Annotated in this window: 21 protein-coding genes; 9 read left to right on the top strand and 12 right to left on the bottom strand. The window is 64.5% G+C overall.

The window, feature by feature from the left end; translation table 11 throughout:
• The first annotated feature begins 220 nt into the window (after positions 1–220).
• From ONG87_RS19385 to ONG87_RS19365, 5 genes are read left to right on the top strand one after another with little or no spacing between them, the layout of a single operon-like run.
• The gene (locus ONG87_RS19385) at positions 221–1,978 is read left to right on the top strand and encodes a carbamoyltransferase (RefSeq protein WP_122477064.1); all 1,758 of its coding nucleotides are present in this window, start codon (positions 221–223) and stop codon (positions 1,976–1,978) included.
• Positions 1,962–3,092: a glycosyltransferase gene (locus tag ONG87_RS19380; RefSeq protein ID WP_264381864.1), complete on the top strand. Its 1,131-nt coding sequence runs from the start codon at positions 1,962–1,964 to the stop codon at positions 3,090–3,092. Before ONG87_RS19385 ends, ONG87_RS19380 begins: the two co-directional genes overlap by 17 nt.
• Entirely contained in the window at positions 3,092–3,988 is an 897-nt protein-coding gene (locus tag ONG87_RS19375) for an antimicrobial resistance protein Mig-14 (RefSeq protein WP_192176438.1), read from the top strand. Before ONG87_RS19380 ends, ONG87_RS19375 begins: the two co-directional genes overlap by 1 nt.
• Positions 3,985–5,388 (top strand): PIG-L family deacetylase, encoded by a 1,404-nt coding sequence (locus ONG87_RS19370; protein ID WP_264381863.1) that lies wholly within the window; start codon positions 3,985–3,987, stop codon positions 5,386–5,388. The genes ONG87_RS19375 and ONG87_RS19370 overlap by 4 nt, the downstream gene beginning before the upstream one ends.
• A gap of 18 nt (positions 5,389–5,406) precedes the next feature.
• On the top strand, positions 5,407–6,360 hold the full coding sequence (locus ONG87_RS19365; protein WP_192138254.1) for a glycosyltransferase: 954 nt from the start codon (positions 5,407–5,409) through the stop codon (positions 6,358–6,360).
• A 167-nt stretch (positions 6,361–6,527) separates the two neighbouring features.
• On the opposite strand, the gene ONG87_RS19360 is transcribed toward ONG87_RS19365, so the two are convergent.
• Positions 6,528–7,130, bottom strand: coding sequence for a lipopolysaccharide kinase InaA family protein (locus ONG87_RS19360; RefSeq protein WP_185795362.1), 603 nt, complete (start codon positions 7,128–7,130; stop codon positions 6,528–6,530).
• Between the two features lie 331 nt (positions 7,131–7,461).
• On the opposite strand from ONG87_RS19360, the gene msbA reads away from it, so the two are divergent.
• Together msbA and hldE are read left to right on the top strand one after the other, a co-directional pair.
• A complete protein-coding gene (gene msbA, locus ONG87_RS19355) occupies positions 7,462–9,270 on the top strand; it encodes a lipid A export permease/ATP-binding protein MsbA (RefSeq protein ID WP_122477070.1) in 1,809 nt (602 codons plus the stop codon).
• Positions 9,271–9,613: 343 nt separating this feature from the next.
• Positions 9,614–11,035 (top strand): bifunctional D-glycero-beta-D-manno-heptose-7-phosphate kinase/D-glycero-beta-D-manno-heptose 1-phosphate adenylyltransferase HldE, encoded by a 1,422-nt coding sequence (hldE, locus tag ONG87_RS19350; protein ID WP_122477071.1) that lies wholly within the window; start codon positions 9,614–9,616, stop codon positions 11,033–11,035.
• A 429-nt stretch (positions 11,036–11,464) separates the two neighbouring features.
• On the opposite strand, the gene ONG87_RS19345 is transcribed toward hldE, so the two are convergent.
• Genes ONG87_RS19345 through ONG87_RS19330 form a run of 4 tightly spaced genes read right to left on the bottom strand, consistent with a single transcriptional unit; the run spans position 11,465 to position 14,831 of the window.
• Positions 11,465–12,430: a metal ABC transporter ATPase gene (locus ONG87_RS19345; protein WP_122477073.1), complete on the bottom strand. Its 966-nt coding sequence runs from the start codon at positions 12,428–12,430 to the stop codon at positions 11,465–11,467.
• A 41-nt stretch (positions 12,431–12,471) separates the two neighbouring features.
• Positions 12,472–13,284 carry an aldo/keto reductase gene (locus tag ONG87_RS19340; RefSeq protein WP_122477075.1) on the bottom strand — a complete coding sequence of 271 codons (813 nt, stop codon included), beginning with the start codon at positions 13,282–13,284 and terminating at the stop codon, positions 12,472–12,474.
• On the bottom strand, positions 13,281–14,456 hold the full coding sequence (locus ONG87_RS19335) for an FAD-binding oxidoreductase (protein WP_264381862.1): 1,176 nt from the start codon (positions 14,454–14,456) through the stop codon (positions 13,281–13,283). Before ONG87_RS19335 ends, ONG87_RS19340 begins: the two co-directional genes overlap by 4 nt.
• Positions 14,457–14,498: 42 nt before the next feature.
• Positions 14,499–14,831 carry a multidrug efflux SMR transporter gene (locus ONG87_RS19330; protein WP_122477078.1) on the bottom strand — a complete coding sequence of 111 codons (333 nt, stop codon included), beginning with the start codon at positions 14,829–14,831 and terminating at the stop codon, positions 14,499–14,501.
• 145 nt (positions 14,832–14,976) lie between these two features.
• On the opposite strand from ONG87_RS19330, the gene waaA reads away from it, so the two are divergent.
• Together waaA and ONG87_RS19320 are read left to right on the top strand one after the other, a co-directional pair.
• Entirely contained in the window at positions 14,977–16,248 is a 1,272-nt protein-coding gene (gene waaA, locus ONG87_RS19325; protein ID WP_192138194.1) for a lipid IV(A) 3-deoxy-D-manno-octulosonic acid transferase, read from the top strand.
• 79 nt (positions 16,249–16,327) lie between these two features.
• Positions 16,328–16,489 (top strand): YqaE/Pmp3 family membrane protein, encoded by a 162-nt coding sequence (locus ONG87_RS19320; RefSeq protein WP_122477081.1) that lies wholly within the window; start codon positions 16,328–16,330, stop codon positions 16,487–16,489.
• A 48-nt stretch (positions 16,490–16,537) separates the two neighbouring features.
• Here ONG87_RS19320 and ONG87_RS19315 read toward each other — a convergent pair whose 3' ends face one another.
• From ONG87_RS19315 to pqqF, 7 genes are all read right to left on the bottom strand, one after another.
• Positions 16,538–18,367, bottom strand: a complete 1,830-nt coding sequence (locus tag ONG87_RS19315; protein ID WP_122477082.1) for a S9 family peptidase — start codon at positions 18,365–18,367, stop codon at positions 16,538–16,540.
• Positions 18,333–19,493: a pyrroloquinoline quinone biosynthesis protein PqqE gene (gene pqqE, locus ONG87_RS19310; RefSeq protein ID WP_122795584.1), complete on the bottom strand. Its 1,161-nt coding sequence runs from the start codon at positions 19,491–19,493 to the stop codon at positions 18,333–18,335. The genes ONG87_RS19315 and pqqE overlap by 35 nt, the downstream gene beginning before the upstream one ends.
• On the bottom strand, positions 19,447–19,740 hold the full coding sequence (pqqD, locus tag ONG87_RS19305) for a pyrroloquinoline quinone biosynthesis peptide chaperone PqqD (RefSeq protein ID WP_122477086.1): 294 nt from the start codon (positions 19,738–19,740) through the stop codon (positions 19,447–19,449). Before pqqD ends, pqqE begins: the two co-directional genes overlap by 47 nt.
• Positions 19,737–20,489, bottom strand: a complete 753-nt coding sequence (gene pqqC / locus ONG87_RS19300) for a pyrroloquinoline-quinone synthase PqqC (RefSeq protein ID WP_122714902.1) — start codon at positions 20,487–20,489, stop codon at positions 19,737–19,739. The genes pqqD and pqqC overlap by 4 nt, the downstream gene beginning before the upstream one ends.
• Before the next feature lie 28 nt (positions 20,490–20,517).
• Positions 20,518–21,429 (bottom strand): pyrroloquinoline quinone biosynthesis protein PqqB, encoded by a 912-nt coding sequence (pqqB, locus tag ONG87_RS19295; protein WP_192176410.1) that lies wholly within the window; start codon positions 21,427–21,429, stop codon positions 20,518–20,520.
• A gap of 79 nt (positions 21,430–21,508) precedes the next feature.
• Positions 21,509–21,580, bottom strand: coding sequence for a pyrroloquinoline quinone precursor peptide PqqA (gene pqqA / locus ONG87_RS19290; protein WP_008365141.1), 72 nt, complete (start codon positions 21,578–21,580; stop codon positions 21,509–21,511).
• Positions 21,581–21,710: 130 nt separating this feature from the next.
• Complete coding sequence (gene pqqF / locus ONG87_RS19285) at positions 21,711–24,164, bottom strand: pyrroloquinoline quinone biosynthesis protein PqqF (protein ID WP_264381861.1); 2,454 nt, start codon at positions 24,162–24,164, stop codon at positions 21,711–21,713.
• Positions 24,165–24,347: the final 183 nt, after the last annotated feature.

The following is a 24,347-nucleotide window of genomic DNA, read 5'->3' as shown; positions in this document are numbered from 1 at the left end:
TCTAGCGCTTGCCGTTTCAATCATGCGTGTTTGACCCTGCCTAAGGAAAAACCAGAGATCTTCGATTTTTGTCTGTGACTGAACAGATCGCTCGCCGCAGCACCACCGCCACAGGGGTGTTGGTTGAGCCATCGCTTATTACGCTATAATCCCCGCCTTTCGCCGCCCGCCGTGCCCGATCACCGCGCGCGCACCCATTCCGCTCAAAGAGGCTAGACCCTTGGCATTGACGATTCTTGGCCTGTCCGGCGCCCTTAGCCATGACCCTTCCGCGGCGCTGTACATCGACGGCAAGCTGGTTGCCGCCGCCGAAGAAGAGCGCTTCGTGCGCGACAAACATGCAAAGAACCGCATGCCCTACGAATCGGCCAAGTTCTGCCTGGAGCAAGCCGGCATCAAGCCGTCGGACGTTGACGTGGTGGCCATTCCGTTCGCCCCCATCAGCCTGTTCGGCAAGGCGCGTTGGCACTACGCCAAGCGCTACTGGTACGCCCCGGACCGCGCCCTCGACGCATTGCTGATGGGCAACCGCCGCTACAAGCGCTACCGCAACAAGATCGTTTTCTGCCTCGAGCAGCTGGGCTTCGACGCGAAGAAAATCAAGATCGAACCGGTCGAGCACCACCTGGCGCATGCCTCCAGTGCCTACCACTGCTCGGGTTTTCAGGAAAAAACCGCGATCCTTGGCATCGACGGCAAGGGCGAGTACGCCACCACGTTTTTCGGCTACGGCGAGAACGGCAAGATCCACAAGATCAAGGAGTTCTTCGACCCCGATTCGCTGGGCGGCCTGTACGGTGCGATCACCGAATTCCTCGGTTTCGAAATGCTCGACGGCGAGTTCAAGGTCATGGGCATGGCGCCCTATGGCGACGCCAGCAAGTACGATTTTTCGCGCCTGGCTTCGTTCGAGAACGGCGAGCTGGTGATCAACACCGACTACGCCAACGTCATCGGCCTGCGCCGCTATAAAGAGAAGGGCAAGGGTTTCTACTTCTCGCCCAAGCTGATCGAATGGTTGGGCCCCAAGCGCGAAGGCGACATCGCCGACGAGCCGTACATCCACTACGCGGCCAGCATGCAGGCGTTGTTCGAAAAACTCGCCCTGCAGATGATCGACCACTACCTGGGCGACGTGCTCAAGCAGACCGGCAAACTGGCCTTCGCCGGTGGCTGCGCGCTGAACGTCAAGCTGAACCAGAAGATCATCGCCCGCCCGGACGTGAAGGAGCTGTTCGTGCAGCCTGCTTCCGGCGACGCCGGTACGGCGGTCGGGGCGGCGGCATACGTCTCCCATGCCCGCGGCGTGCCCGTGGAGAAAATGGAACACGTATACCTCGGCCCGTCCTACACCAACGAAGACGTGATCGCTGCCTGCGCGCGTCATCCGAACAAGCCCAAGGGGCGCATGCTGGGTAACATGCCCAAGCAGATCGCGCAGATCATGGTCGACGGCAACCCTGTGGCCTGGTTCCAGGGGCGCATGGAGTTCGGTCCGCGGGCGCTGGGTGGTCGTTCGATCATCGGTTGCCCGAGCGTGCCGGGCGTGGCCGACCGCATCAACCACCAGATCAAGTTCCGCGAGCGCTGGAGGCCTTTCTGCCCATCGATGCTCGACACCGTCGCGCCGCAGATGATCAAGATCGACCATCCGGCGCCGTTCATGACGTTCACCTTCGAGGTGGCCGAGGAATGGAAAACCCGCGTGCCGGAAGTGGTCCACGAAGACGGCACCTCGCGCGCCCAGGTGCTCAAGCGCGAATACAACCCGCGCTACTACGACATGATGAAAGCCCTCGAAGAGCTGACCGGCAACGGCGTGTCGCTGAACACCTCGCTCAACCGCCGTGGCGAGCCGATGATCTGCTCGCCCACCGATGCGTTGAACATGTTCTACGGCTCGGACCTCGAGTACCTGGTCATGGAAGACATTCTGGTGGTCAAAGAGGGTGCTCAAGCCTATGACGCGCTCGACTGAGCGTCATGTGCTGCAGTTCTGCCACGGCTATGACGGGCCGTTCCTCGACTGTGCCCGTCAGTACGCCAGCCTGTTCGTGGGCCGTGGCTACCGGGTGACCACCGTGTTCCTGACCGGCGCGGCCGATGCTCAGGTGGCCGCTGGCTGCGAGAGCGACGAAGTGCTGTTCATGGAGTTCAGTTCCAAGGATATCCGTGGCTTGAAGCTGGGTGCCATTCGCGAGCTGCGCAAGATCACCGCTGCGCGCACATTCGCCTTCTGCATCGCGCACCGGTTCAAGCCTATCTATGTTGCCCTGCTCGGCACTTCGCTGCCGGTGATCGGCGTGCACCATGCATTCGGCGACTATCAGCGTCGTTCGCGCCGGGTGTTTGCGCAGTTGTTCCGCAAACGCTTGAGCCTGCTGGGTGTGTCCGATGCGGTGCGCGACGACATGCGCCGCTGCCTGCCCGGTTGGGCGCCCGAGCGCATCGCCACTCTGTACAACCGTTTGAACACCTTTACCTTGCAGAAAAACTTGCTGCCTGCGGCCGAAGCCCGCCAGGCGTTGGGGTTGGCGCCCGATGCCTGGATCGTCGGCAACGTCGGTCGCCTGCACCCGGATAAGGACCAGGCCACCTTGCTGCGCGGCTTTGCTTTGGCCTGGGCAAAACTGCCTCAGGAAGCGCTGCTGGTGATCATCGGTTCTGGGCGCCTGGAACAGAATCTCAAGGACCTGGCCGTTGAGCTGGGCATTGCCGAGCGGGTGCGGTTTCTTGGCCAGGTGGCCCAGGCGCGGCTGTATTTCAAGGCGTTCGACGTGTTCGCCCTGAGCTCCGACCATGAGCCGTTCGGCATGGTCCTGCTTGAAGCGATGGCGGCCAATGTGCCGCTGCTGGCCACGGCCTGCGGTGGCGCACCGGAGATCGTCGAGGGCGTCGGTATCCTGTTTCCGCTGGGTGACGCCGAGCGCCTGGCACAGGGCCTGGAACACATGGCCGGGATGGATCGCTACCAGCGCGCGCAGTGCGAAGCGCACATGGCCGAACGCCTCGAGACGCGCTTCTGCGACCGCGCGGTGCGCAAGGCTTTCTGGCAACTGCCGATGGTCACCGCACTGACGGCGGCCACATGATGCTCAACCGATTGCAGAGCGTGCGCGAACGGGGCTGGCAAACTGTGGACGCGGCCACCTATGCCCAGGCCTGGACGCAGTTCGGCGGCAGTGTGGCGACGCACCCGCTGGTGGTCGAGCGGTTGGCTGCGCTGGCCGGCATTCCGGTGCGCTACCTGGGGTGGGAGCAGGCGGGCAAACTGGTCGCAGTGATACCCACCTGGGGGCGCTACCTGGCGCTGTCCAAGGACGTGCTCAAGCAGGCCGGCAAGAAGGGCCTGTACGATCTGGGCAACGCCGAGTTGATTTTGCCGGCGGCTGCTGATGCCCAGGCACCGCTGCGCCACCATGGGCGTTATCTGTCGGAGCTGAACCAGGGGCGTTTCAGCGGCTTGAAGGCGCAGGCCGAGAGCCTGGCCATGGCCCGCACGCCCGAAGACCTGTCGAAGAAATTTCGCTACAACCAGCGCCGCGAACTGCGTCTGCTGGAAGAAGCCGGCGGCGTGGCCAAGCCCGTCAGTGAATTCACCAGCGCCGAGCTGGCAGCGATCTACTGTGACCTGTTCCAGCGCCGCTGGGGCTTTCCCGCGACCGGCGCCGAGCGCATGGCCGAGGTCATCGAGCTGCTGCGCGAGCTGATGATCGGCTCGGTGCTGCTGCTGGGCGATGCGCCCGTTGCCATTCAACTGGTGTACCGCGTCGAGGCGCCAGACTGGGTCAGCGTGGAATACATCAATGGCGGCGTGGATCCGGAGAACCGCGCGTTCAGCCCCGGCAGCGTGCTCAGTTTTCTCAATACCCAGAGCGCCTGGGAGCAGGCCCGCGCGGTGAACAAACCCCTGCGCTTCTCGTTCGGCCGCGCCGACCGCGAGTACAAGGACCGCTGGTGCAACCCCGTTCCGGTGTTTCAGGCATGAGCCGCAAACAGGCGTTGCTCGCCCGGCACCGGCGCAACAAGCGTCGCGTGCTGCTGGCCGGGCTGGTGGTGATGCTGCTGGCGGGTGTGCTGGTTGCCTGGTGGTTGCCGCTGCCCCTGTTGTTGCTGGCCTGGGTGGCCCATGAGGCGTGGTTTGCCGACCATCTGTTCTATTCGCCGGGCGATGATTACGCCTACAGCTTCGACAGCGAAGCGGAGCTGGCCAAGGTCAGCCTGAACGGCGAGGTGCTGCAGGTTGCAGAGCGCGTCGAGGCGGCGGATACCTTGATCCTGGCGCTGGATGTGAAGGCGTCCTGGCTGGGGCGTCTGTTCGATCCGTATGTGCAGTTGCTCGGGGGCGAGCTGAACGACCGGCAGACGTTCGAGCGCGGTGTCGATGGCCTGCGCTACCTGAATCTGAGTGGCTTTGCCGATGAGCTCAATCACGGGCGCCTGCGCTTGCGCGGGCGGTTCTGCCGCATCGTTGGTGAGCCGCGCTTGTGGCGCTTTCAGCATCCGGATTTCACCCGGCACACGGTCATGGTCATTGCGCCCCATGCCGACGATGCCGAGCTGGCGGCCTATGGTTTTTACAGCCGCGCGGCGAGCAGTTGGATCGTGACCTTGACGGCAGGCGAGATCGAAGCCGAGCACTATCAGGCGATGGGCCTGGCGCCGGCCGACGCCGCTCGCTTGAAGGGGCGCCTGCGGGCCTGGGACAGCCTGGCCGTACCGCGCTGGGCCGGGGTGCCGGCCGAGCAGTGCGTGCAGTTGGGGTATTTCTGCCTGCAACTGCCAGCGATGCAGGCGGCACCCGAGCAGCCGTGTGGCTCGCGCGAGGCGGACATGACTGACATCCGTCCGTTCCGCCAACTCAATCCCTTCGCCCTGCCGGCCGATGCCGATGGCGCGCCGACCTGGAACAATCTGCTCGCCGACCTGCGCGAGCTGCTGCAACGGGCGCAGCCGGATGTGCTGGTGATGCCCCACGCGAGCATCGACCCGCATCCGGACCACATCTGCGCGCAGGCAGCGGTGCTGCAGGCGTTGCAAGGGGTGGCGCACCAGCCACGCTACCTGCTGGGCTATGCCAACCATTTGCATGACAACGACCGTTGGCCTATGGGCCGTGCTGGCGAAGGCGTGGCCCTGCCACCGTTTTTCGATGCCCGTGAACGGCTGCTGCCGTGCAGCCTGCCGGTGGGTGCGGCGGTGCAGATGGACAAGGCCATGGCGCTGGGCATGATGCACGACCTGCAACCGCCGGCGCCGTTCAAGCGTCGCGTGCGGCGTTGGCTGCAGTGGTTGCTGGCCGGTCGACGTTGGCCGGCGACGGGTGAAAACGAATTTTTCCGCAAGGCGGTGCGCCGCCACGAACTGTTCTGGCGCAAAGACTTATAAGGTGCCGTTAGCACAATGATGAAAGTACTGTTCCTGGTGCAGAAAGAGCAGCGCGCCATTCTCGATCGTCTCTATGAAGGCATCGCCGCGCATTGCGAGTGCGATCTGCGCTGGTTGGACGGCGCGCAGCAGCGCGATCTGAAAGGGTATTTCAAGCGCGAAGTGGACGTTGCCCGGTACGACCGCATTCTGTTTTTCCTGCGCTTCAAGCAGGAGATTCGCCAGGTGGCGTTCATTCGTTCGGTGCCCAATCTGGTCATCCTGGAGCATGACGCCTACCAGAACTACATCGCGTGCAAGTACACCGGCAAGTTCAGCGCGCACTACCAGCAGCTGCCGTGGGTGCGGGTGATCAGTTCGGGGTTCATGGTCAGCGAACGCTTGCGCGCCGAGGGCTTCGATGCGCATTTCGTGCCCAAGGGCTATGACCAGGCCCTGCTGACCCCGCAGACCCGCGAGCGCGACATCGAGCTGGCCTTCGTGGGCAGCACCAAGAGCGTGGCCTACAGTGGTCGCAAGCAGATGCTCGATGCGATCGGCCAGGTGGAGCCGTTGCTGGTGACGCGGACCAACAGCGGCCAGGAGTATGGCGATACGCTGAACCGCATCCGTTTTTTCGTCAGTGCCGATGTGGGCATGGGCGAGTACATGATCAAGAATTTCGAAGCCATGGCGTGCGGGTGTGTGCTGTTCACCTTCGACCAGGGCGAGGCGGAAAACCGCGCGCTGGGGTTCGTGGACATGCACACGGTGGTGCTTTACGACAGCGTGGCGAGCTTGCAGGCCAAGCTGGCGCAGCTGCGCCGCGAGCCGGCACTGGCCGAGCGCATCGCCGCGGCGGGGCAGGCGCTGGTGCTGGGGGAATACGGTTTCGACCGGATCGGTGAGCGTATCGTGCAGGCCATGCAGCCGCCGCTGCGCCCGCATCCGCCGTTGACGGTGTGGCAACGCCTGCGGTTGGCCTTGTCCTAGCTACGGCGTCGCGCCCTTCGCGGGCAGAGCCCACTCCCACAAAGGGGTGCGCGCAAGTCCTGTGGGAGCGGGCTCTGCCCGCGAAACAGGCGCTGCGGTGTGTCAGGCCGAACCGCGGTGCGCCCTTCGCGGCCACTGGCCGCTCCTACAGGGGACGGGCCATGGTGCTACTTGAGCAGGGCTTTGTTGAGCTCGGCCAAGGGGAAGCAGGCGGTCAACTGTTCACGCTCCAGATACCGGGAGAAATGCTCGAGGTTGCGCTTGATCAGGCGCTTCGACAAAGGCCCGCGGGTGAAGCTCATGTCGGCCATGTCGATCAGGCCCAGCTCTCCTTCGGGCGTGACGATCACATTGCCCAAGTGCAACGAGCGGAAATACACCCCAGAGCGATGCAACCGGCGAATCATGGCGATCAGCGGCTCCAGGCTGTGTTGCCAGGTGAAGTCGGCGGTGTCCATCAACTGACGCAGGTTCCTGCCTGGCAGGGGCTCGTACAGCACGGCGGTCATGCCAGGCTTGTCCAGACGATAGTGCTGCAGCACCTTCAAGGTCGGCACGCCCAGTTGCTGCAGGCGTTGGGCGTTGGCGATGAAACGCGCCGAATACGGGCGCAGCAGGGCTGAGGAAAACAGCCGTTTGCGGCGGAAAAGTTTCAGGATCTTGCCGTCTGCGAGCAGGTACACTTTCGCGCCATGGCTGTCGGCTTCCAACACCTTGGCGCCGGTGATCAGCGTGTCAAAAGCGGCCAGAGGAAGGCGGGTGCATTGCATCGTGATAAGGCCTTGATTGAAGAGGGCGGGTGGCATGATGCCCAAAAGCGCCAGCATGTTCTACCGCCAGGCCGAACTGCGGCGCGGCTTTCGCGGCCACGGACCGCTCCTACGGGGGATTGCGCGGTACTTGTGGGAGCGGGCTCTGCCCGCGAAACAGGCGCTGCGGTGTGTCAGGCCGAACCGCGGCGCGGCTTTCGCGGCCACGGACCGCTCCTACGGGGGATTGCTCTGCCCGCGAAGGGCGCGACTCGGTCTGGCTGCAGCACCGCGATCCCCGATCCGCCCCCTGTGATAAAATTCCCGTTCTACGCCAACAGTGAGTTAGACGATGAGTGATTCACCGCGCCCAGCGGAACAGGATTCAAGCCTGAAAATCTATTTGCGACTGCTCAGCTACGTTCGCCCCTACGTGGGCATGTTCCTGATCAGTATCATAGGTTTCGTGATCTTCGCCTCGACCCAGCCCATGCTGGCCGGCATCCTCAAGTATTTCGTCGACGGCCTGAGCAATCCCGAAGCGGTACTGTTCCCCAATGTGCCCTACCTGCGCGACCTGCAACTGCTGCAGGCGGTACCCATACTGATCGTGCTGATCGCCGCCTGGCAGGGCCTGGGCTCCTACCTGGGCAACTACTTCCTGGCCAAGGTATCGCTGGGCCTGGTCCACGACCTGCGCGTGGAGCTGTTCAACAAGCTGCTGGTACTGCCCAACCGCTACTTCGACACGCACAACTCCGGCCACCTGATTTCGCGCATCACCTTCAACGTGACCATGGTGACCGGCGCAGCGACCGATGCCATCAAGGTGGTGATCCGCGAAGGCTTGACGGTGGTGTTCCTGTTCATCTACCTGATCTGGATGAACTGGCAACTGACCCTGGTCATGCTGGCCATTCTGCCGCTGATCGCCGTCATGGTCGGCAGCACCAGCAAGAAATTCCGCAAGCAGAGCAAGAAGATTCAGGTTGCCATGGGCGATGTGACCCACGTGGCATCCGAGACCATCCAGGGCTATCGGGTGGTGCGCAGCTTCGGCGGTGAAGGCTACGAGCAGAACCGCTTTGCCAAAGCCAGCCAGGGCAACACCGACAAGCAACTGCGCATGACCAAGACCGGCGCGATCTACACGCCGATGTTGCAGCTGGTGATCTACACCGCCATGGCCGTGCTGATGTTCCTGGTGCTGTACATGCGTGGCGATGCCACGGCCGGTGATCTGGTGGCCTACATCACCGCAGCCGGTTTGCTGCCCAAGCCGATCCGCCAGCTGTCGGAAGTCAGCTCCACGGTGCAGAAGGGCGTGGCCGGTGCCGAAAGCATCTTCGAGCAGCTGGACGTTCCCCCTGAGCTGGACACCGGCACAGTGGAGCGCGAGCGCGTTGGCGGTTCGCTGGAAGTGCGCAACCTGAACTTCACTTACCCCGGCACCGATCGCCAAGTGCTCAGTGACATCAACTTCACCGCCAAGCCGGGGCAGATGATTGCGCTGGTGGGGCGTTCGGGCAGTGGCAAGTCGACCCTGGCCGGGTTGATCCCGCGCTTCTATCACCACAATCAAGGCGAAGTGTTGCTCGATGGCGTGGAGATTGCCGACTACCAACTGCGCAACCTGCGCCGGCACATCGCGCTGGTGACCCAGAGCGTGACACTGTTCAACGACAGTGTGGCCAACAACATTGCCTACGGTGACCTGGCCGGTGCGCCGCGCGAAGATGTGGTGGCGGCGGCGGCCGATGCCTATGCCAAGGAATTCATCGACCGTCTGCCCGAGGGTTTCGACACGCAGGTGGGCGAGAACGGCGTGCTGTTGTCCGGTGGCCAGCGCCAACGCCTGGCGATTGCCCGGGCGTTGCTCAAGAATGCCCCTGTGCTGATACTGGATGAAGCGACCTCGGCGCTGGATACCGAATCGGAGCGGCATATCCAGGCTGCGCTGGACCATGTGATGAAAGGGCGGACCACCTTGGTGATCGCTCACCGACTGTCGACCATCGAAAAGGCCGACCAGATTCTGGTGATGGACCAGGGCCGCATCGTCGAGCGCGGCACGCACGCGCAGTTGCTGGCGCAGAACGGCTATTACGCCAGGTTACACGCCATGGGCCTGGACGAACCTGCGAAAACCGACATCACCTGAGCCCTGCAGGACTGCGATTTCCCTATGGCATTGCGCTATTGCGCGGTATTGCGGTCCCCTTGCAGGAGCGGTCATCGGCCGCGAATCGGACGGCTCGGTGTGTCAGGTGATACGCGGCGTTCCCTTCGCGGCCACTGGCCGCTCCTACGGGGATCACTGCTCACTTGCAGGAGCGGTCATCGGCCGCGAATCAGACGGCGCGGTGTGTCAGGTGATACGCGGCGTCCCATTCGCGGCCACTGGCCGCTCCTACGGGGATCACTGCTCCCGAGGTGGGGTGGGGGCCTATCGGGTGCTTGCGTGTTAATATCGCCGCCCTGTTCATTTTGTATGTGGGTTGCCCATGAAGTTATCCATGCCGCGATTCGAGTCGGCCCCTGTATTGGTGGTCGGCGATGTCATGCTCGACCGTTACTGGCATGGCGGTACTTCGCGCATCTCCCCGGAAGCACCGGTGCCGGTGGTCAAGGTCGAACAGATCGAGGATCGGCCTGGTGGTGCCGCCAACGTTGCGTTGAACATCGCCGCACTGGGTGCGCCGGCTTCCCTGGTGGGTGTGACCGGTACCGACGAGGCCGCCGACAGCCTGGGCAACAGCTTGAAGGCTGCCGGCGTCACAGCGGTGTTCCAGCGCATTGCCCACCAGCCGACCATCGTCAAGCTGCGGGTCATGAGCCGCCATCAACAACTGTTGCGCATCGACTTCGAAGAAGCGTTTGCCACTGACCCGGTAGCGCTGGGCAACGAAGTCGAAGCGTTGCTCGAAGGCGTCAAGGTGCTGGTGCTGTCGGACTATGGCAAGGGCGCGCTGAAAAACCATCAGGCGCTGATTCAGGCGGCGCGCGCGCGCAACATTCCCGTGCTGGCCGACCCCAAGGGCAAGGATTTCTCGATCTATCGAGGCGCCAGCCTGATCACGCCCAACCTCAGCGAATTCGAAACCATCGTCGGCGGTTGCGCCGATGAGGCAGAACTGGTGGCCAAGGGCGCCGCGCTGATGAGCGAGCTGGATCTGGGCGCACTGCTGGTGACCCGTGGCGAGCACGGCATGACCCTGTTGCGCCCTGATCATCCGGCCCTGCACTTACCCGCGCGGGCCCGTGAAGTGTTCGACGTGACTGGTGCCGGCGATACCGTAATCTCCACCCTGGCAGCGGCCATCGCCGCAGGCGAAGAGTTGCCCCATGCGGTGGCCCTGGCCAATCTGGCGGCGGGCATCGTGGTCGGCAAGCTGGGTACGGCGGCGATCAGCGCACCTGAACTGCGCCGTGCCATCCAGCGCGAGGAAGGTTCGGAACGCGGCGTGTTGAGCCTCGAGCAGTTGCTGCTGGCGATCGACGATGCGCGGGCGCACAACGAGCGCATCGTGTTCACCAATGGCTGCTTCGATATCCTCCATGCGGGCCACGTGACGTATCTGGAGCAGGCCCGCGCTCAGGGTGACCGGCTGATCGTGGCGGTCAACGATGACGCTTCGGTAAGCCGTCTGAAAGGGCCGGGTCGGCCGATCAACAGCGTCGACCGGCGCATGGCGGTGTTGGCCGGGCTGGGGGCGGTGGACTGGGTGATCAGCTTTGCCGAAGGTACGCCGGAAAACCTGCTGACCCATGTACGCCCGGATGTGCTGGTGAAGGGGGGGGATTATTCGATGGAGCAAGTGGTGGGTGCCGATATCGTGGCTGCCTATGGCGGCACGGTAAAGGTACTGGGGCTGGTGGAAAACAGCTCGACCACCGCCATCGTCGAGAAAATCCGCAGCCGTTGAAGCGTCAGGTTTTACCACGTTCCCGCAAATGCACCGCGTCCACCGCCGACGCGGCTTGCGCCGCTGCTACAGGGACCGCGTCCACCGCCGACGCGGCTTGCGCCGCTGCTACAGGGACCGCGTCCACCGCCGACGCGGCTTGCGCCGCTGCTACAGAGACCGTGTCCATCGCCGACGCGGCTCGCGCCGCTGCTACAGAGACCGCGTCTACCGCCGACGCGGCTCGCGCCGCTGCTATAGAGACCGCGTCTACCGCCGACGCGGCTTGCGCCGCTGCTACAGGGACCGCGTCCACCGGCGACGCGGCTCGCGCCGCTGCTACAGAGACTGCGTCCACCGCCCCCCCTGTAGCAGCGGCGCAAGCCGCGTCCGGCCGCACCGCGGTTTTCCAGGCACACCGCATGACGGTATTCGGTAGGGGCAATGGGATTACTTGTGCAAGCCGCTGCGCACCTTGCGCACCAATACCCGCGCCTTGACCTTGAATTTTTGCAGGCTGGTACGCGGCTTCTTCGGGATGGCCAGGCCTTTTTCCGCCACCCAGTCGCGCCAGCGCACGCGTTCGTCGCGGACCAACCAACCTTCTTGCGCAGCGAAACTCTCGGCCAGGTAAACGCCCCGTGTGCCTGCGGCGTGCAGCTTGTCCTTCTTCAGGGTGTACAGCTCGGCGACCGGTTGACCGTCCTTCAGCGGGATCAGGTACAGGTCGGGCCTGCTCCGGCTCAGGCGGGTGATCAGCTCACCTTTTTCCAGGCGTTCCTCCACATGGAACAGACTCAGCTCCTTGGCCTGGGGCGGTACCTCCAGACGCAGGTCGTAGACCAGCTGCAATGAAGCCGTCGGCACATGCACGTATGCTCGCGGCCGCTCGATCAGGTTCAGGCTGCCACAGCGCACTGGGCGCGCCGCGCCGGAACGGGTGCTCAAGCGAAAGGGCAGGGGCTCGTGATAGCGCAGCACCTGGTCATACGGCGTCGGCAGCCAGGTGTCGTTGAAACGCCCGCCCAGCCAGCCTTCCGAAGTCTCCAGCAGACACTCCTCGGCGATTTCCTGAATGGCCGTGTGCAGCGGCAGATTCACCTCATGGGCCGGCACATAGCCGGAGATCAGCTTGAGCACCACATCGCCGCGGTCTTCGCGGCGTTGACGCACCAGCACCCAATAGTCGCGGCCACGCCAGTTCAAGGTCAGCCGGACCGACACGCCGAGGTTGGCCAACTCCACGCGAAAGCGTTCGCTGTCACTCACCTCGACCGGTTTGCGCCGTTCCAGAGTCTGAGCGAAATTCAACGGCATGCCCACGGCTTCGTAACTCAGGGCTTCGGGCGTGGCTTCGACGGCAAGGGGCAGGGTCTTGAAATTGCCAGGGTTCTTTCGTGTCAGGGTACGCGGCATTACGGCTCCTTCTTGCGTCGGGGTCGGCCGCGTCGGCGGCGTCAATTCCTGAGTAGCACGGCAGCGGCTGTCGCTACGTTGTGGGACAGGTGCAGCGGATTTATCGTTCCGACAATAGCACTGGCGACCCCAGGGTGGGCGAACAGCAGCTCGAAGCTGGCGCGTACCGGATCGACCCCCGGTGCCAGGCAGGCATGGCCGCTGGCCAAGGCCTTTTTCACCAGGATGGCCTTGCCGTGGGCAGCTGCGTAGTCGAGCACCGGGCGCTCGGACTGCTCGCTCAGGTTGTAGGTGACCATGGCGCAGTCCCCGGTTTCCAAGGCTTTCAGCCCGCCCTGAACGGTCTTGCCGGAAAAGCCGAAGCCACGAATCTTGCCTTCGGCTTTCAGCGCCGCCAACGTCTGGTACACCTCACTGCCCTCGAGAATCTCCAGATCGTTGCCGTCCGAATGCACCAGCAACAGATCGATGAAGTCTGTTTCCAGGCGTTTCAGGCTGCGCTCCACCGAGAACCGCGTGTGCTCGGCACTGAAATCGAAGCGTGACTGGCCGGCCTCGAACTCTTCTCCCACCTTGCTGACGATGACCCACTCCTGACGCTGGCCACGCAGCAACGGGCCCAATCGCTCTTCGCTGATGCCATAGGCCGGCGCGGTGTCGATCAGGTTGATGCCCAGCTGGCGCGCCTGGTCGAGCAACATGCGCGCCGCACTGTCGTCGGGAATGGTGAAGCCGCTGGGGTATTTCACCCCTTGGTCGCGGCCCAGCTTCACCGTGCCCAGGCCCAGGGGGGAGACCCGCAGGCCGGTGTCGCCCAGCGGGCGGTGCAGATCGTGCAGGGTCGGCAGGCTCATGGCAGCAGTTCATCCCAGACAGGTGTGGCCAGGGCCGGCTTGGGCAGTTCGGGCAGAGGCGCATGCGCGAGGGGCGAAATGCCGTCGCGCTGCAAAGCGCCGATGACCCGGTCGGCGAAGTCGGGCGCCAGCGCCAGCTTGGTCGGCCAGCCCACCAGCAAACCGGGTTGATCGGCCAGGAAGGCGTTGTCCGGGCGCACCAGCCCTGACTGCGCAGGCTCGGCGCGATTGACCCGCAACGTGGCCCAGCGCATCTGGCTTTGGTCGACCCACGGCAACAACTGGGCAATTTCCTTCTGCGCGGCGGCGATCTGCTGCGCCGGTTCGCGGGCCACGCCGTCGGCCTCGGCGATCTCCCCCCCCAGGTACCAGACCCATTGACCATCGGCCCCCGGATGGGTGGTGACGGTGATGCGCGGCTTCGGCCCACCGCCCAGGCAGTGGGCATACAACGGTTTCAGGTTGGCGCCCTTGGCCAGCACCATGTGCAGTGGCCGACGCTGCATGGTGGGTTGTTCGACGCCCAGCGCGGTCAACAGCGCCTGGATGCCTTCGCCGGCACTGAGCACCACGCGCTGGGCACGAATCACCCGGCCATCGACGATCAGGCCCGCCAGGCGGCCCTGGTCATACAAAGGCTCGATGCGCTCGCCGGCCAGCAGCCCTTCACCCGCCAGCTCGGCCAGCCGCGCGACCAGGCTGGGCACGTCGACCACCAGTTCGGCCAGGCGGTAGACCTTGCCCTTGAAGGCGCGGTCCTGCAACGCCGGCGGCAACTGCTCGCCCTTGACCTGATCGACCCGACCGCGCACGGCCTTGCTGGCGAAGAAGCTGGTGAGGTTGCCCGCGAGGGTGCCCGGCGACCACAGATAGTGCGCCTCAGACAGCAGCCGCACACCGGAAAGATCGAGTTCGCCCTCACCGGCCAGCGCTTCACGCCAGCGCCGCGGCATGTCGGCAATCGCTTCGGACGCCCCGGTCAGCGCGCCGTGCAGGGCGTATTTAGCGCCGCCGTGAATGATCCCCTGGGCCTTGAACGTCTGCCCGCCGCCCAGGCGCGCGTTCTCCACCAGCACCGTCGAATAGCCCAGGGCGCGCAGCCGCGCGTTGAGCCAGAGCCCGGCGACACCGGCGCCGACGATGACGATATCAGTGGACAGTTCAGACGGCATTGCAGACCTCGCAGGCTTGGACAGGCGGGGGAGTATACAGCCTCAGTGCCCGGTGGTTTTCGAGAACAGCTGGATCACCACCACGCCCAGCACGATCAACGCCATGCCGAGCATGGCCGGCAGGTCGAGCTTCTGCCCGTAGATGAACAGCGCGGCGACGCTGACCAGCACGATGCCCATGCCGGCCCAGATGGCGTAGGCGATGCCCACCGGCACGGTGCGCACTACCAGGGTCAGCATCCAGAAGGCGATGCCATAGCCGACCACCACCAGGATCAGCGGCAGTGGCGTGCTCAGGCCCTTGACTGCCTTCATGGACACGGTGGCGATCACTTCGGCGCAGATGGCGATGGCAAGAAAAACATAGGCGTTCATGGTGGAGCTCCTTTTCGATGCAGGCATTCTAGGTGATGCGCGAGCGCTGGGGGTGGGTCCCTTTCGAACCGTCAGCGGTCAATCGGTTCGTGCGGTGTCTGCCGGTGCTTGGTCAAGCACGGCGACCTGAGTAAACTTCGCCGCCATGAACAGAACTCTCTACACCTTGCTGTTTCACCTGGGGCTGCCGTTGCTGGCCGTGCGTCTATGGCTGCGCGCGCGCAAGGCACCGGCCTACGGGCAGCGCCTCGGCGAGCGTTTCGCCTACCGGCTGCCGGCGATGCAGCCGGGCGGCATCTGGGTGCACGCGGTGTCGGTGGGCGAGAGCATTGCCGCAGCGCCGATGATCCGCCAGTTGCTGCTGCGCCACCCCGAGCTGCCGATCACCGTCACCTGCATGACCCCGACCGGGTCGGAGCGCATCCAGGCACTGTTCGCCGGCGAGCCACGCATCCAGCACTGCTACCTGCCGTACGATCTGCCCTGGGCGTCCGGCCGCTTTCTCGACCACGTGCGGCCGCGCCTGGCAGTGATCATGGAAACCGAACTGTGGCCCAATCATATTCACCAGTGCGCCCGCCGCGGCATCCCGGTGGCGTTGGCCAATGGTCGGCTTTCCGCGCGTTCGGCCAAAGGCTATGCCCGCTTCAAAGGCCTGACCGCGCCGATGCTGGCCGAGATGAGCTTGCTGGCGGTGCAGACTGCAACCGAGGCGCAACGCTTCCTGGACTTGGGCGCACGTCCGGAATGCGTGCAGGTGACGGGCTCGATCAAGTTCGACCTCAGCGTCGACCCGGCCGTGCCCGTGCGCGCAGCCCGGTTGCGCGAGCAGTGGCAGGCACAAGACCGTCCGGTGTGGATCGCTGCCAGCACCCACGAAGGTGAGGATGCGGTGATATTGGCCGCCCACCGGCAACTGCTGGCCAGCCATGCCGATGCCTTGCTGATTCTGGTTCCGCGGCACCAGGAGCGTTTCGCTTCGGTCCACGGGCTGTGCCAGGCGCAAGGGTTCAGTACGGTGCAGCGTTCGCTCGAGCAAGCGGTTACGGCGACTACCCAGGTGTTGCTGGGCGATACCATGGGCGAGCTGCTGTTCCTCTATGCACTGGCAGACGTTGCCTTCGTTGGCGGCAGCCTGGTGGAGAACGGTGGGCATAATCCGCTGGAACCGGCAGCCCTGGCCAAGCCGGTGTTGAGCGGGCCGCACATGTTCAACTTTCTCGAAATAGGCGCGATGCTGCGCGAGGCCGGGGCGCTGGTCGAAGTCGACGACGCGCAAGGCTTGGCAACGGCGCTGCGGCGGTGGCTGGAGCTGCCTCGCGAAGCGGTGCGCAGCGGGCAGGCTGGGCTGGACGTGATGCGAGCCAACCAGGGTGCATTGAAGCGGCTGCTCGATGGTCTCGACGCCCAGCTCTAGGGCTTGGGTGATACAGCCGCGTGCGGAACGCCGAGGATTGCCCGAGGTCTGTTATGCATCGACCTCAAGGAGCTGCATCATGGACATCATTCGCATCATTTTCGCCATTCTTCTGCCGCCAGTCGGCGTGTTCATGCAAGTCGGATTCGCCGGCGCGTTCTGGCTGAACATCCTGCTGACCCTGCTGGGCTACATTCCCGGCATCATCCACGCGGTGTACATCATCGCCAGCAGAAGGTAATGCCGCTGCCGGTGCGTTCGTCTGCCTGACGACCGCACCGGTACCCGTTCAAAGCAGATCGGATAGCCCGCGGTCGTCCTCCTGCATGACCTTCAGGTAGAAGCGCCATTCATGCTCCAGAGCATGGGCCAGGTTGGCTGCATTGCGAAAGCCGTGCCGTTCCTCGTCATAGTAGTGCGCTTGCACCGGCACACCTCCCGCCTGCAACGCGGCGACCATGTCACGAGTCTGCTGCGGCACCACCACTACATCCAACTCTCCCTGAAAGAAAATCACCGGGGCTGTGATTCGATCGGCGTGCAGCAGCGGAGTGCGCTCTTCGTAGCGTTGTCGGTCGCTGTCCGGGTCGCCGATCAGCCAGTCCAGGTAGTCGTTTTCGAACTTGTGGGTGACGCGCCCCAACGCGGCCGGATCGCTCACGCCGTACAGGCTGGCGCCGGCCCGGAACACCTTGGCGAACGCCAGTGCGCACAGCACCGTATAGCCGCCCGCGCTGCCACCGCGCACGAACGCCCGTTGCGCATCGATGCGGCCTTGCGTGGCCAGGTAGTCGACCACGGCGCAGGCGTCCTGCACGTCGGTTACGCCCCAGCGCAGATGCAGGGCATCGCGATAGGTGCGACCGTAGTTGCTGCTGCCGCGATAGTTGAGGTCGGCCACGGCGAAACCGCGCTGGGTCCAGTATTGGATGCGCGGGTCGAAGACCGGGTAGCACGCCGACGTCGGCCCGCCGTGGATGAATACCACCAGTGGCGGATGGCGCTCGTCACCCTGCGCGGCATAGAAGAAGCCGTGAGCCTGCTCACCGCCGCTGGGGTAGCTCAGCGGCTGCGGCAGGCTGACCTGCTCGGCCGGCAGCGGCGAATACCCGCCCGCCAGGATGCGCAGGCTGTGATCATGCCGGTCGACGGCAATCACTGCCGAAGGCTGCAGAGGTGAACCGGCGATGGCGTAGAGGTGGTCGGCATCCATGGCCAACGCGCGAAACCGCGTGAACTCGCCGCTGTAATCCAGGCAATCGCCCTGCCCATCGCACAGGCCCAGGCGGCCGAAACCGTCGTCGAACCAACTCGCCAGATAGCCCTGGTCGGCAGCCGGGAGCCAGGTGCAGGCACCCAGTTGCCAAGGCGCCGCGGCATGATCGGCAAGCGCCGCGGGCAGTGGCGCCCAGTTGGCGTCGACCTCTGCCCACGGCTGCCAGAAGCCGTTCGCATCGGACAGGCAATACAATCGCCCCTGCTCGTCGAAGCGCGGCTGCTGCAAGCTGAAACCGCTGGCCACGCATTCGGCCACGGCCGCCAGTTCGCTGCACATCAGCCGCGTCTGGGTCCAGGGCTGGTGCGGGCGGTCCCACTCGATCCAGGCCAGACGGGTGCCGTCCGGGCTCAATACCGGCGAGGCGTAGAAGTCGGCGCCTTCGGCCAGCACGCGGTGACGCTCGCTGGCCAGGTCGATGGCCACCAGGCGATGAATGTCGCCGTCTTCCTCCACCGCCAGCACCTGGCCTGCGGCATATTCCAGCCCCCCGTAGCGCTTCTGGCCGAAGCTCAACGGTTGCGGCAGGCCGCCGGTCACCGGCTGACGGTAGAGCTGCTGGTCGGCCTCGTTGACGAACACCAGTTCGTCGTTCGCCAGGCAGAACGACCCACCGCCGTATTCGTAGACCCGGCTGCGCGCGCTGTAACCGTCGGGCGTCAGGCAAACCGCCACACCGTCCTGCTCGGTCCACAGGCGGCAGACGCCATCCTGGGGACGGAACTCGTTCCAGAACACGCCAGCAGGGCCGACCCGAAGTTCGGCGAAATCGGTCCCGGCAGCTACGGCCTGGGAGGCGCTGAAGCGGTCATGCTTTGGCGATGAGGCGTGAGTTTCGGTCATTGCGAAAGGCCAATTGTTCGATCGTCTGGGTAGCGTGTTCCGCTTCTTCACGAGCCCGCAGGATTACGCCATGGTGGGGCGACTTGCTGCACACCGGATCGGCATTGGCAGCATCGCCGGTCAGCATGAAAGCCTGGCAGCGACAGCCACCGAAGTCCTTCTCTTTCTCGTCGCACGAGCGGCATGGCTCGGGCATCCAGGCATAGCCGCGGAAGCGATTGAAGCCAAAAGAGTCGTACCAGATGTGTTGCAGGCTGTGATCGCGCACGTTGGGAAACTCCACCGGCAGCTGACGCGCGCCGTGGCACGGCAGCGCGGTGCCATCGGGCGTTACGGTGAGGAAAATGCTGCCCCAGCCGTTCATGCAGCCCTTGGGGCGTTCTTCATAGTAGTCGGGCGTGACGAAAATCAGCTTGCAGGCGCTGCCGGCCGCTTCCAGCTTGGCGCGGTATTCGTTGGTGATGCGCTCGGCACGCACCAGTTGTTCGCGGGTGGGCAACAGGCCGGCACGGTTGAGCTCGGCCCAGCCGTAGAACTGGCACGTGGCGAGTTCGACGAAGTCAGCCTCGAGCGCCACGCACAGCTCGATGATGCGGTCGATCTTGTCGATGTTGTGCCGGTGGGTCACGAAATTCAGTACCATCGGATAGCCGTGGGCCTTCACCGCTCGGGCCATTTCCAGCTTCTGCGCGAAGGCTTTTTTCGAGCCGGCCAGCAGGTTGTTGACCTGCTCGTCGCTGGCCTGAAAGCTGATCTGGATATGATCCAGGCCGGCGATCTTGAAATCGGCGATCTTCTGTTCGGTCAGGCCGATGCCTGAGGTGATCAGGTTGGTGTAGAAACCCAGGCGCCGGGCTTCGCCGATCAGCTGCGCGAGATCCTGGCGCACCAGTGGCTCGCCACCGGAGAAACCGATCTGCGCGGCGCCCATTTCGCGGGCTTCGGCCATCACCTTGAACCACTGCTCGGTGCTCAGTTCCTTGCCCTGAGCGGCGAAGTCCAGGGGGTTGGAACAGTACGGGCATTGCAGTGGGCAGCGGTAGGTCAGTTCCGCCAGCAGCCACAGCGGCAGTCCGACTTCAGGCGTGGGTGGCAGGCTGGGCAAGTTCGATCCAGTGCTGTGCACGGGCCACCTCCATGAATTGCTCGATATCGATGGCCAACTCGGGCACACCGGGGAACTGCGCGTCGAGCTCGGCGATGATCGCGGCCACGCTGCGCTGGCCGTCGATCAGGCCACCGATGGCACTGGCACTTTCGTTGAGCTTGATCATGCCCTCGGGGTACAGCAGCACGTGGCCTTTCTGCGCCGGCTCGTACTGGAACCGGTAGCCCTGGCGCCAGCGCGGGGTTTGTAGACGATCGAAGCTCATAGGGCGATCCCCTTGTGCCAGACACGCTGGTCGGTAACGCTGTGATAGGGCGGACGATTCAGCTCGTAGGCCATGCTCATGGCGTCGAGCATGCTCCACAGGATGTCGAGCTTGAACTGCAGGATTTCCAGCATACGCTGCTGGCCTTCGACCGTCGTGTAGTGCTGCAGGGTGATGTGCAGACCGTGTTCCACGTCGCGCCGGGCCTGGCCCAGGCGCGTGCGGAAGTATTCGTAGCCGGCCGGGTCGATCCATGGGTAGTGGGCTGGCCAGCTGTCGAGGCGCGACTGATGGATCTGCGGCGCGAACAGCTCGGTCAGCGAACTGCTCGCCGCTTCCTGCCAGTTGGCCCGGCGGGCGAAATTGACGTAGGCGTCTACCGCAAAACGTACGCCGGGCAACACCAGTTCCTGAGAACGCAATTGGTCGGGATCCAGGCCCACGGCCTGGCCCAGGCGCAGCCAGGCTTCGATGCCGCCGTCTTCGCCGGGGGCACCGTCGTGGTCGAGCAGGCGCTGGATCCACTCGCGACGGATCTCGCGGTCCGGGCAGTTGGCCAGGATGGCTGCGTCCTTGAGCGGGATGTTGACCTGATAGTAGAAACGGTTGGCCACCCAGCCCTGGATCTGCTCGCGGCTGGCGCGGCCTTCGTACATGGCCACATGATAGGGGTGGTGGATGTGGTAATACGCACCCTTGGCACGCAAGGCCTGCTCGAATTCGGCGGGGGTCATGGGGGTGTCGGACATTGCGGTTCTCCTGGGGAATGGGGCGCCACTACAACTCGATGCTCATCCCATCGAACGCCACTTCGACACCGCGCTTGGCCAGTTCGGCGCGCTGTGGCGAGTCTTCGTCCAGGATCGGGTTGGTGTTGTTGATGTGGATCAGCACCTTGCGCTGGCGCGGCAGGCCTTCCAGCACTTCCAGCATGCCGCCGGGGCCGCTCTGCGCCAGGTGACCCATCTCACGTCCGGTCCGGGTGCCAACGCCACGTCGCTGCATTTCATCGTCGTCCCACAGGGTGCCGTCTACCAACAGACAATCCGCGCCGGCCATGCGTTCGAGCAACGCGTCGTCGACCTGGCCCAGGCCCGGCGCATAGAACAGCGTGCCACCGGTACGCGTGTCTTCCACGATCAAGCCCAGGTTGTCGCCTGGATGGGGGTCGAAGCGGTGGGGCGAGTAGGGCGGAGCGGCACTGCGCAGCGGCAGCGGAGTGAAACGCAGGTGCGGGCACGCCGGAATCACGAAGCTGCCTTCAAGCTCGATGCGCTGCCAGTCCAGCCCGCCATTCCAGTGGCTGAGCATGTTGAACAACGGAAAGCCGGTGCTCAGGTCCTGATGCACCATGTCGGTACACCAGACTTGATGCGGGCAGCCTTCGCGCAGGCTGAGCAGCCCGGTGGTGTGGTCGATCTGGCTGTCGAGCAGCACGATGGCCTGGATACCGGTATCGCGCAGGGCCCGGCCAGGCTGCATCGGCGCAAAACCTTGCAGTTGTGCGCGAATGTCCGGCGAGGCATTGCACAGCACCCAGTTGACCCCATCGTCGGACAGGGCAATGGACGACTGCGTGCGCGCATGGGCGCGCAGGCTGCCATCGCGAAAGCCGCTGCAATTGGCGCAATTGCAGTTCCACTGGGGAAAGCCGCCGCCGGCGGCGGAGCCAAGAATCTGGATATACATGGAGAACTCGCAGCATCAAGCCTGGAAATGAAAACGCCCCGGTCAGTGACTGGCCGAGGCGTTGCGTTGCAACTGAAGCTTAGCGGCTTGCGAAGTACATGGTGACTTCGAAGCCGATGCGCAGATCAGTGTAAGCAGGTTTGGTCCACATAAGAGATCTCCTTCTAGGTTGATGGGCTTGTAGCATTAGTCCGCCCCGACCGTAGGACGTTCAATGCTCCTTGTGCGACTATGTTACTAAATAAGATAGGCGGCTACGGTTAATTATTCGATAAAGTCCGTTACCTGCCTGGTAACGATCGCTGCGCCGGCAGCCACGCAGGCTCCACCGCAGGGCCTGTGGCCAGGCACAGCCAGCCACCGGTGCCGCTGGCCAGTTGCTGCGCCGCCTGTTGCAGATCGCTCGGGCGCAGCTCGCGCACCGCCCGCTGCAGGGCAGCCAGATAGTCGGCGCCATGGCCGGCCTGGCAAGCCTGCCAGAGCAGATCGGCCAGGGGCAGCAGGTCCATTTGCGAGCGCTCGTGACGATTGGCCAGTTCTTCGCGCTGGGTTTCCAACGCCGCAGGCTTGCAGGCCTCGACCAGCGTCGGCAGGGTTTCGATGAAGGTCTGCACATGGCCGAGAATATCGGCCAGCGGTGCATGAGGCGACTGAACGCCGAACACCAGGCCCGTGCGCCCCGCCACCTGGCGCAGGCCACTGAACACGGCGTAGCCCAGTTGCAGCTCGCCCCGCAGGCGCTGGTAGAACGGCGTCTGGCACAGCTGCGCGAGCAGGCGCCAGGCCGCTTCGTCGGCAATGCTCTGGCTGGGTACCGGGCAAAACAGCAGCAATGCATGTTCGCTCGATTGACACGGCACGTGGCTCCAGCTGCGCCCCGAATGGGCCGGGTGCGGTTGCGCAAGATGCGGGCTGGCCGTGCCGGGCATCTTGCGCAACGCATTGTTCAGCGCACTGCGTTCGCCGTCGTCCATGCCGACCGCCAGGCCATCCCAGCGCGCCGCGCCCCACAGCTTCTGCAGCGCCAGGGGACGCAGGTCTTCATCGGAGGTACGGCTGTGGAAATAACCCAGGCTGTGGTCGGGCAGGCGCTTGAGCAGTTCCTTGATGGGGGTCAGGGTTGCGCTCGGCGGTTCCTGCCCGGCCTGATGCCAGACCTCCGGAGCGGGGATGGCGAGCAGCTCCAGGGCCTGTTCGAGCAGCGCCGGAATCGGCGCCTGCACACCACTGAGCTTGAGCTGCCAGTCGTCGCCCAGGCTGCTGAAGACCATTTGCACACCGGCCTGGCGGGCTTCTTCGGTGAGTTTGCGCAAGCTGTCCTGCAGGGTGCGGAACAACCCCTGGTGGCGCGAGGCATTGACCCGCCAGCGCAGGTGCAGCGCCGCTTCGTGGCTGTGCGCCGAAGCGCCGTGCCAGTACGCCAGGCCTTGTGGGTCGGCCACGGGGTGATCCGGGCGTCGGCTCGGACGCAGAAAGCGGTTGCGTGGCGGCAGCCGCCAGCGGCCGGCGAGGTCGCGCTCCGGACCGGCTTCCATCGGGTGCAGCAGGTGTTCCGGGCGCAGTTGCTCAAGCACCTCGCGCAGCGCCTGCACGGCTTGTCGGCTCAACTCGCACGGGGTTTCGTCACTGTGGTGGCGGGCCAGCTCCAACGCACTGGCAACCTGCAGCCGGCGCTCGTTGAGCAGGCGGAATTCTTCACGCAGGCCCTGCCAGTCGTCGTGGGCCTGGAAGAACTCCAGCCAGTCGAAGCACAGCTGGCTGATCAGCGCCGTGGCCGTTTCGCCCGCCGGGGTGAGCTTGAATTCGATATTGATCAATGCCTGGTCGGCGAAGCTGTAGAAGGTGCTCAGCTCCAGGCTTTGCACCAGTTGCCGACGGCGCAGCTCGGCCAGCAACCCGCCGTGCTGACTGGCGCCCAGCCAGGTGCCGAGGAACTCCAGCGCCTGGGTGGCACCACGGGGCAGGTTTTCGCAGGCGAACAGCAGGTTGAAACGGCTGGTATCCGCACGCTCGACCGCCTCTCCCGGCGTGCCTACCAGCGGCGGCGGGGCGATCTGTTCGGCGGTATCGCCGGGGCGCAGTGCACCCGCCACTTTTTCCGCCATGGCGCGCAGCTGTTCCAGCGGTTGCGGGCCCACCAGGCACAAGGTCATCTGCCCGGTCTGGTAGAAGCGCCGGTAGAAGCTGCGCAGGTTCTGCTGGAACGAGTCGCGCGGCACCGGCAGGCTGTAGCGGTTGCCGGCGTGGAACGCGCGCAACGGATGCTCGGCGTCCAGCGCACTGGTCAGCCATTGCTGGTGGCGTGCCTCGGGGTCGCGCGACCAGGCGACGAACTCGGCATGCAGCACTTCGCGCTCGCGCAGTTGCTCGGCCTGGGTCATGCGCGGATGGCCGAGCATGTCGCACAGGCGCTCCAGCGCGCCGGCGAAGGCGCTCACCGGCACCTCGAAGAAATAGTCGGTGCAGCGCTCGCGCGTGCTGGCGTTGATCTGCCCGCCGTGGTTCTGCACGAAGGCCATCAGGCCGTGGTCGCCACTGTGGCGTTCGGTGCCGAGAAAGAACAGGTGTTCAAGGAAATGTGCCAGGCCCGGCCAGGCGGCGGGTACGTCATGGCTGCCTGCAGCGACGCGCATGAAGGCGGCGGCACGCTTGAGACGCGGCTCATGATGCAGGCGCACGTGCAGGCCGTTGTCGAGCACCACGTGTTCTGCGGCCGGCAGTGAAGGATGAGGCATGTCAATTCCCTTTGAGCGGTAAGGCTGTAGGGAATCATCGTAGCGGATTTGCGGGTAGGTGGGGGAGCCGTTCGCGCAGGGATTGCCCAGGCAAAACAGGCTTTTGCGCGGATTGCGGAGAAATTCGCATCTCGGCAAGCGATCTGGCAGTCACCGACGTGGGTCAGCGCCGCCAGAGGCCGT

Source organism: Pseudomonas sp. MM227, from assembly GCF_947090715.1.
Lineage (GTDB): Bacteria > Pseudomonadota > Gammaproteobacteria > Pseudomonadales > Pseudomonadaceae > Aquipseudomonas > Aquipseudomonas baltica.
The sequence above is the reverse complement of the archived record's forward strand: the minus strand, read 5'-3'. Positions and strand labels throughout refer to the sequence as shown.

Bases quoted from the DNA above. Each gene is read 5' to 3' on its own strand.
- ONG87_RS19380 (WP_264381864.1), top strand. From the start codon at position 1,962: ATGACGCGCTCGACTGAGCGTCATGTGCTGCAGTTCTGCCACGGCTAT.
- ONG87_RS19375 (WP_192176438.1), top strand. From the start codon at position 3,092: ATGCTCAACCGATTGCAGAGCGTGCGCGAACGGGGCTGGCAAACTGTG.
- ONG87_RS19370 (WP_264381863.1), top strand. From the start codon at position 3,985: ATGAGCCGCAAACAGGCGTTGCTCGCCCGGCACCGGCGCAACAAGCGT.
- ONG87_RS19365 (WP_192138254.1), top strand. From the start codon at position 5,407: ATGAAAGTACTGTTCCTGGTGCAGAAAGAGCAGCGCGCCATTCTCGAT.
- ONG87_RS19360 (WP_185795362.1), bottom strand. From the start codon at position 7,130: ATGCAATGCACCCGCCTTCCTCTGGCCGCTTTTGACACGCTGATCACC.
- msbA (WP_122477070.1), top strand. From the start codon at position 7,462: ATGAGTGATTCACCGCGCCCAGCGGAACAGGATTCAAGCCTGAAAATC.
- hldE (WP_122477071.1), top strand. From the start codon at position 9,614: ATGAAGTTATCCATGCCGCGATTCGAGTCGGCCCCTGTATTGGTGGTC.
- ONG87_RS19345 (WP_122477073.1), bottom strand. From the start codon at position 12,430: ATGCCGCGTACCCTGACACGAAAGAACCCTGGCAATTTCAAGACCCTG.
- ONG87_RS19340 (WP_122477075.1), bottom strand. From the start codon at position 13,284: ATGAGCCTGCCGACCCTGCACGATCTGCACCGCCCGCTGGGCGACACC.
- ONG87_RS19335 (WP_264381862.1), bottom strand. From the start codon at position 14,456: ATGCCGTCTGAACTGTCCACTGATATCGTCATCGTCGGCGCCGGTGTC.
- ONG87_RS19330 (WP_122477078.1), bottom strand. From the start codon at position 14,831: ATGAACGCCTATGTTTTTCTTGCCATCGCCATCTGCGCCGAAGTGATC.
- waaA (WP_192138194.1), top strand. From the start codon at position 14,977: ATGAACAGAACTCTCTACACCTTGCTGTTTCACCTGGGGCTGCCGTTG.
- ONG87_RS19320 (WP_122477081.1), top strand. From the start codon at position 16,328: ATGGACATCATTCGCATCATTTTCGCCATTCTTCTGCCGCCAGTCGGC.
- ONG87_RS19315 (WP_122477082.1), bottom strand. From the start codon at position 18,367: ATGACCGAAACTCACGCCTCATCGCCAAAGCATGACCGCTTCAGCGCC.
- pqqD (WP_122477086.1), bottom strand. From the start codon at position 19,740: ATGAGCTTCGATCGTCTACAAACCCCGCGCTGGCGCCAGGGCTACCGG.
- pqqC (WP_122714902.1), bottom strand. From the start codon at position 20,489: ATGTCCGACACCCCCATGACCCCCGCCGAATTCGAGCAGGCCTTGCGT.
- pqqB (WP_192176410.1), bottom strand. From the start codon at position 21,429: ATGTATATCCAGATTCTTGGCTCCGCCGCCGGCGGCGGCTTTCCCCAG.
- pqqF (WP_264381861.1), bottom strand. From the start codon at position 24,164: ATGCCTCATCCTTCACTGCCGGCCGCAGAACACGTGGTGCTCGACAAC.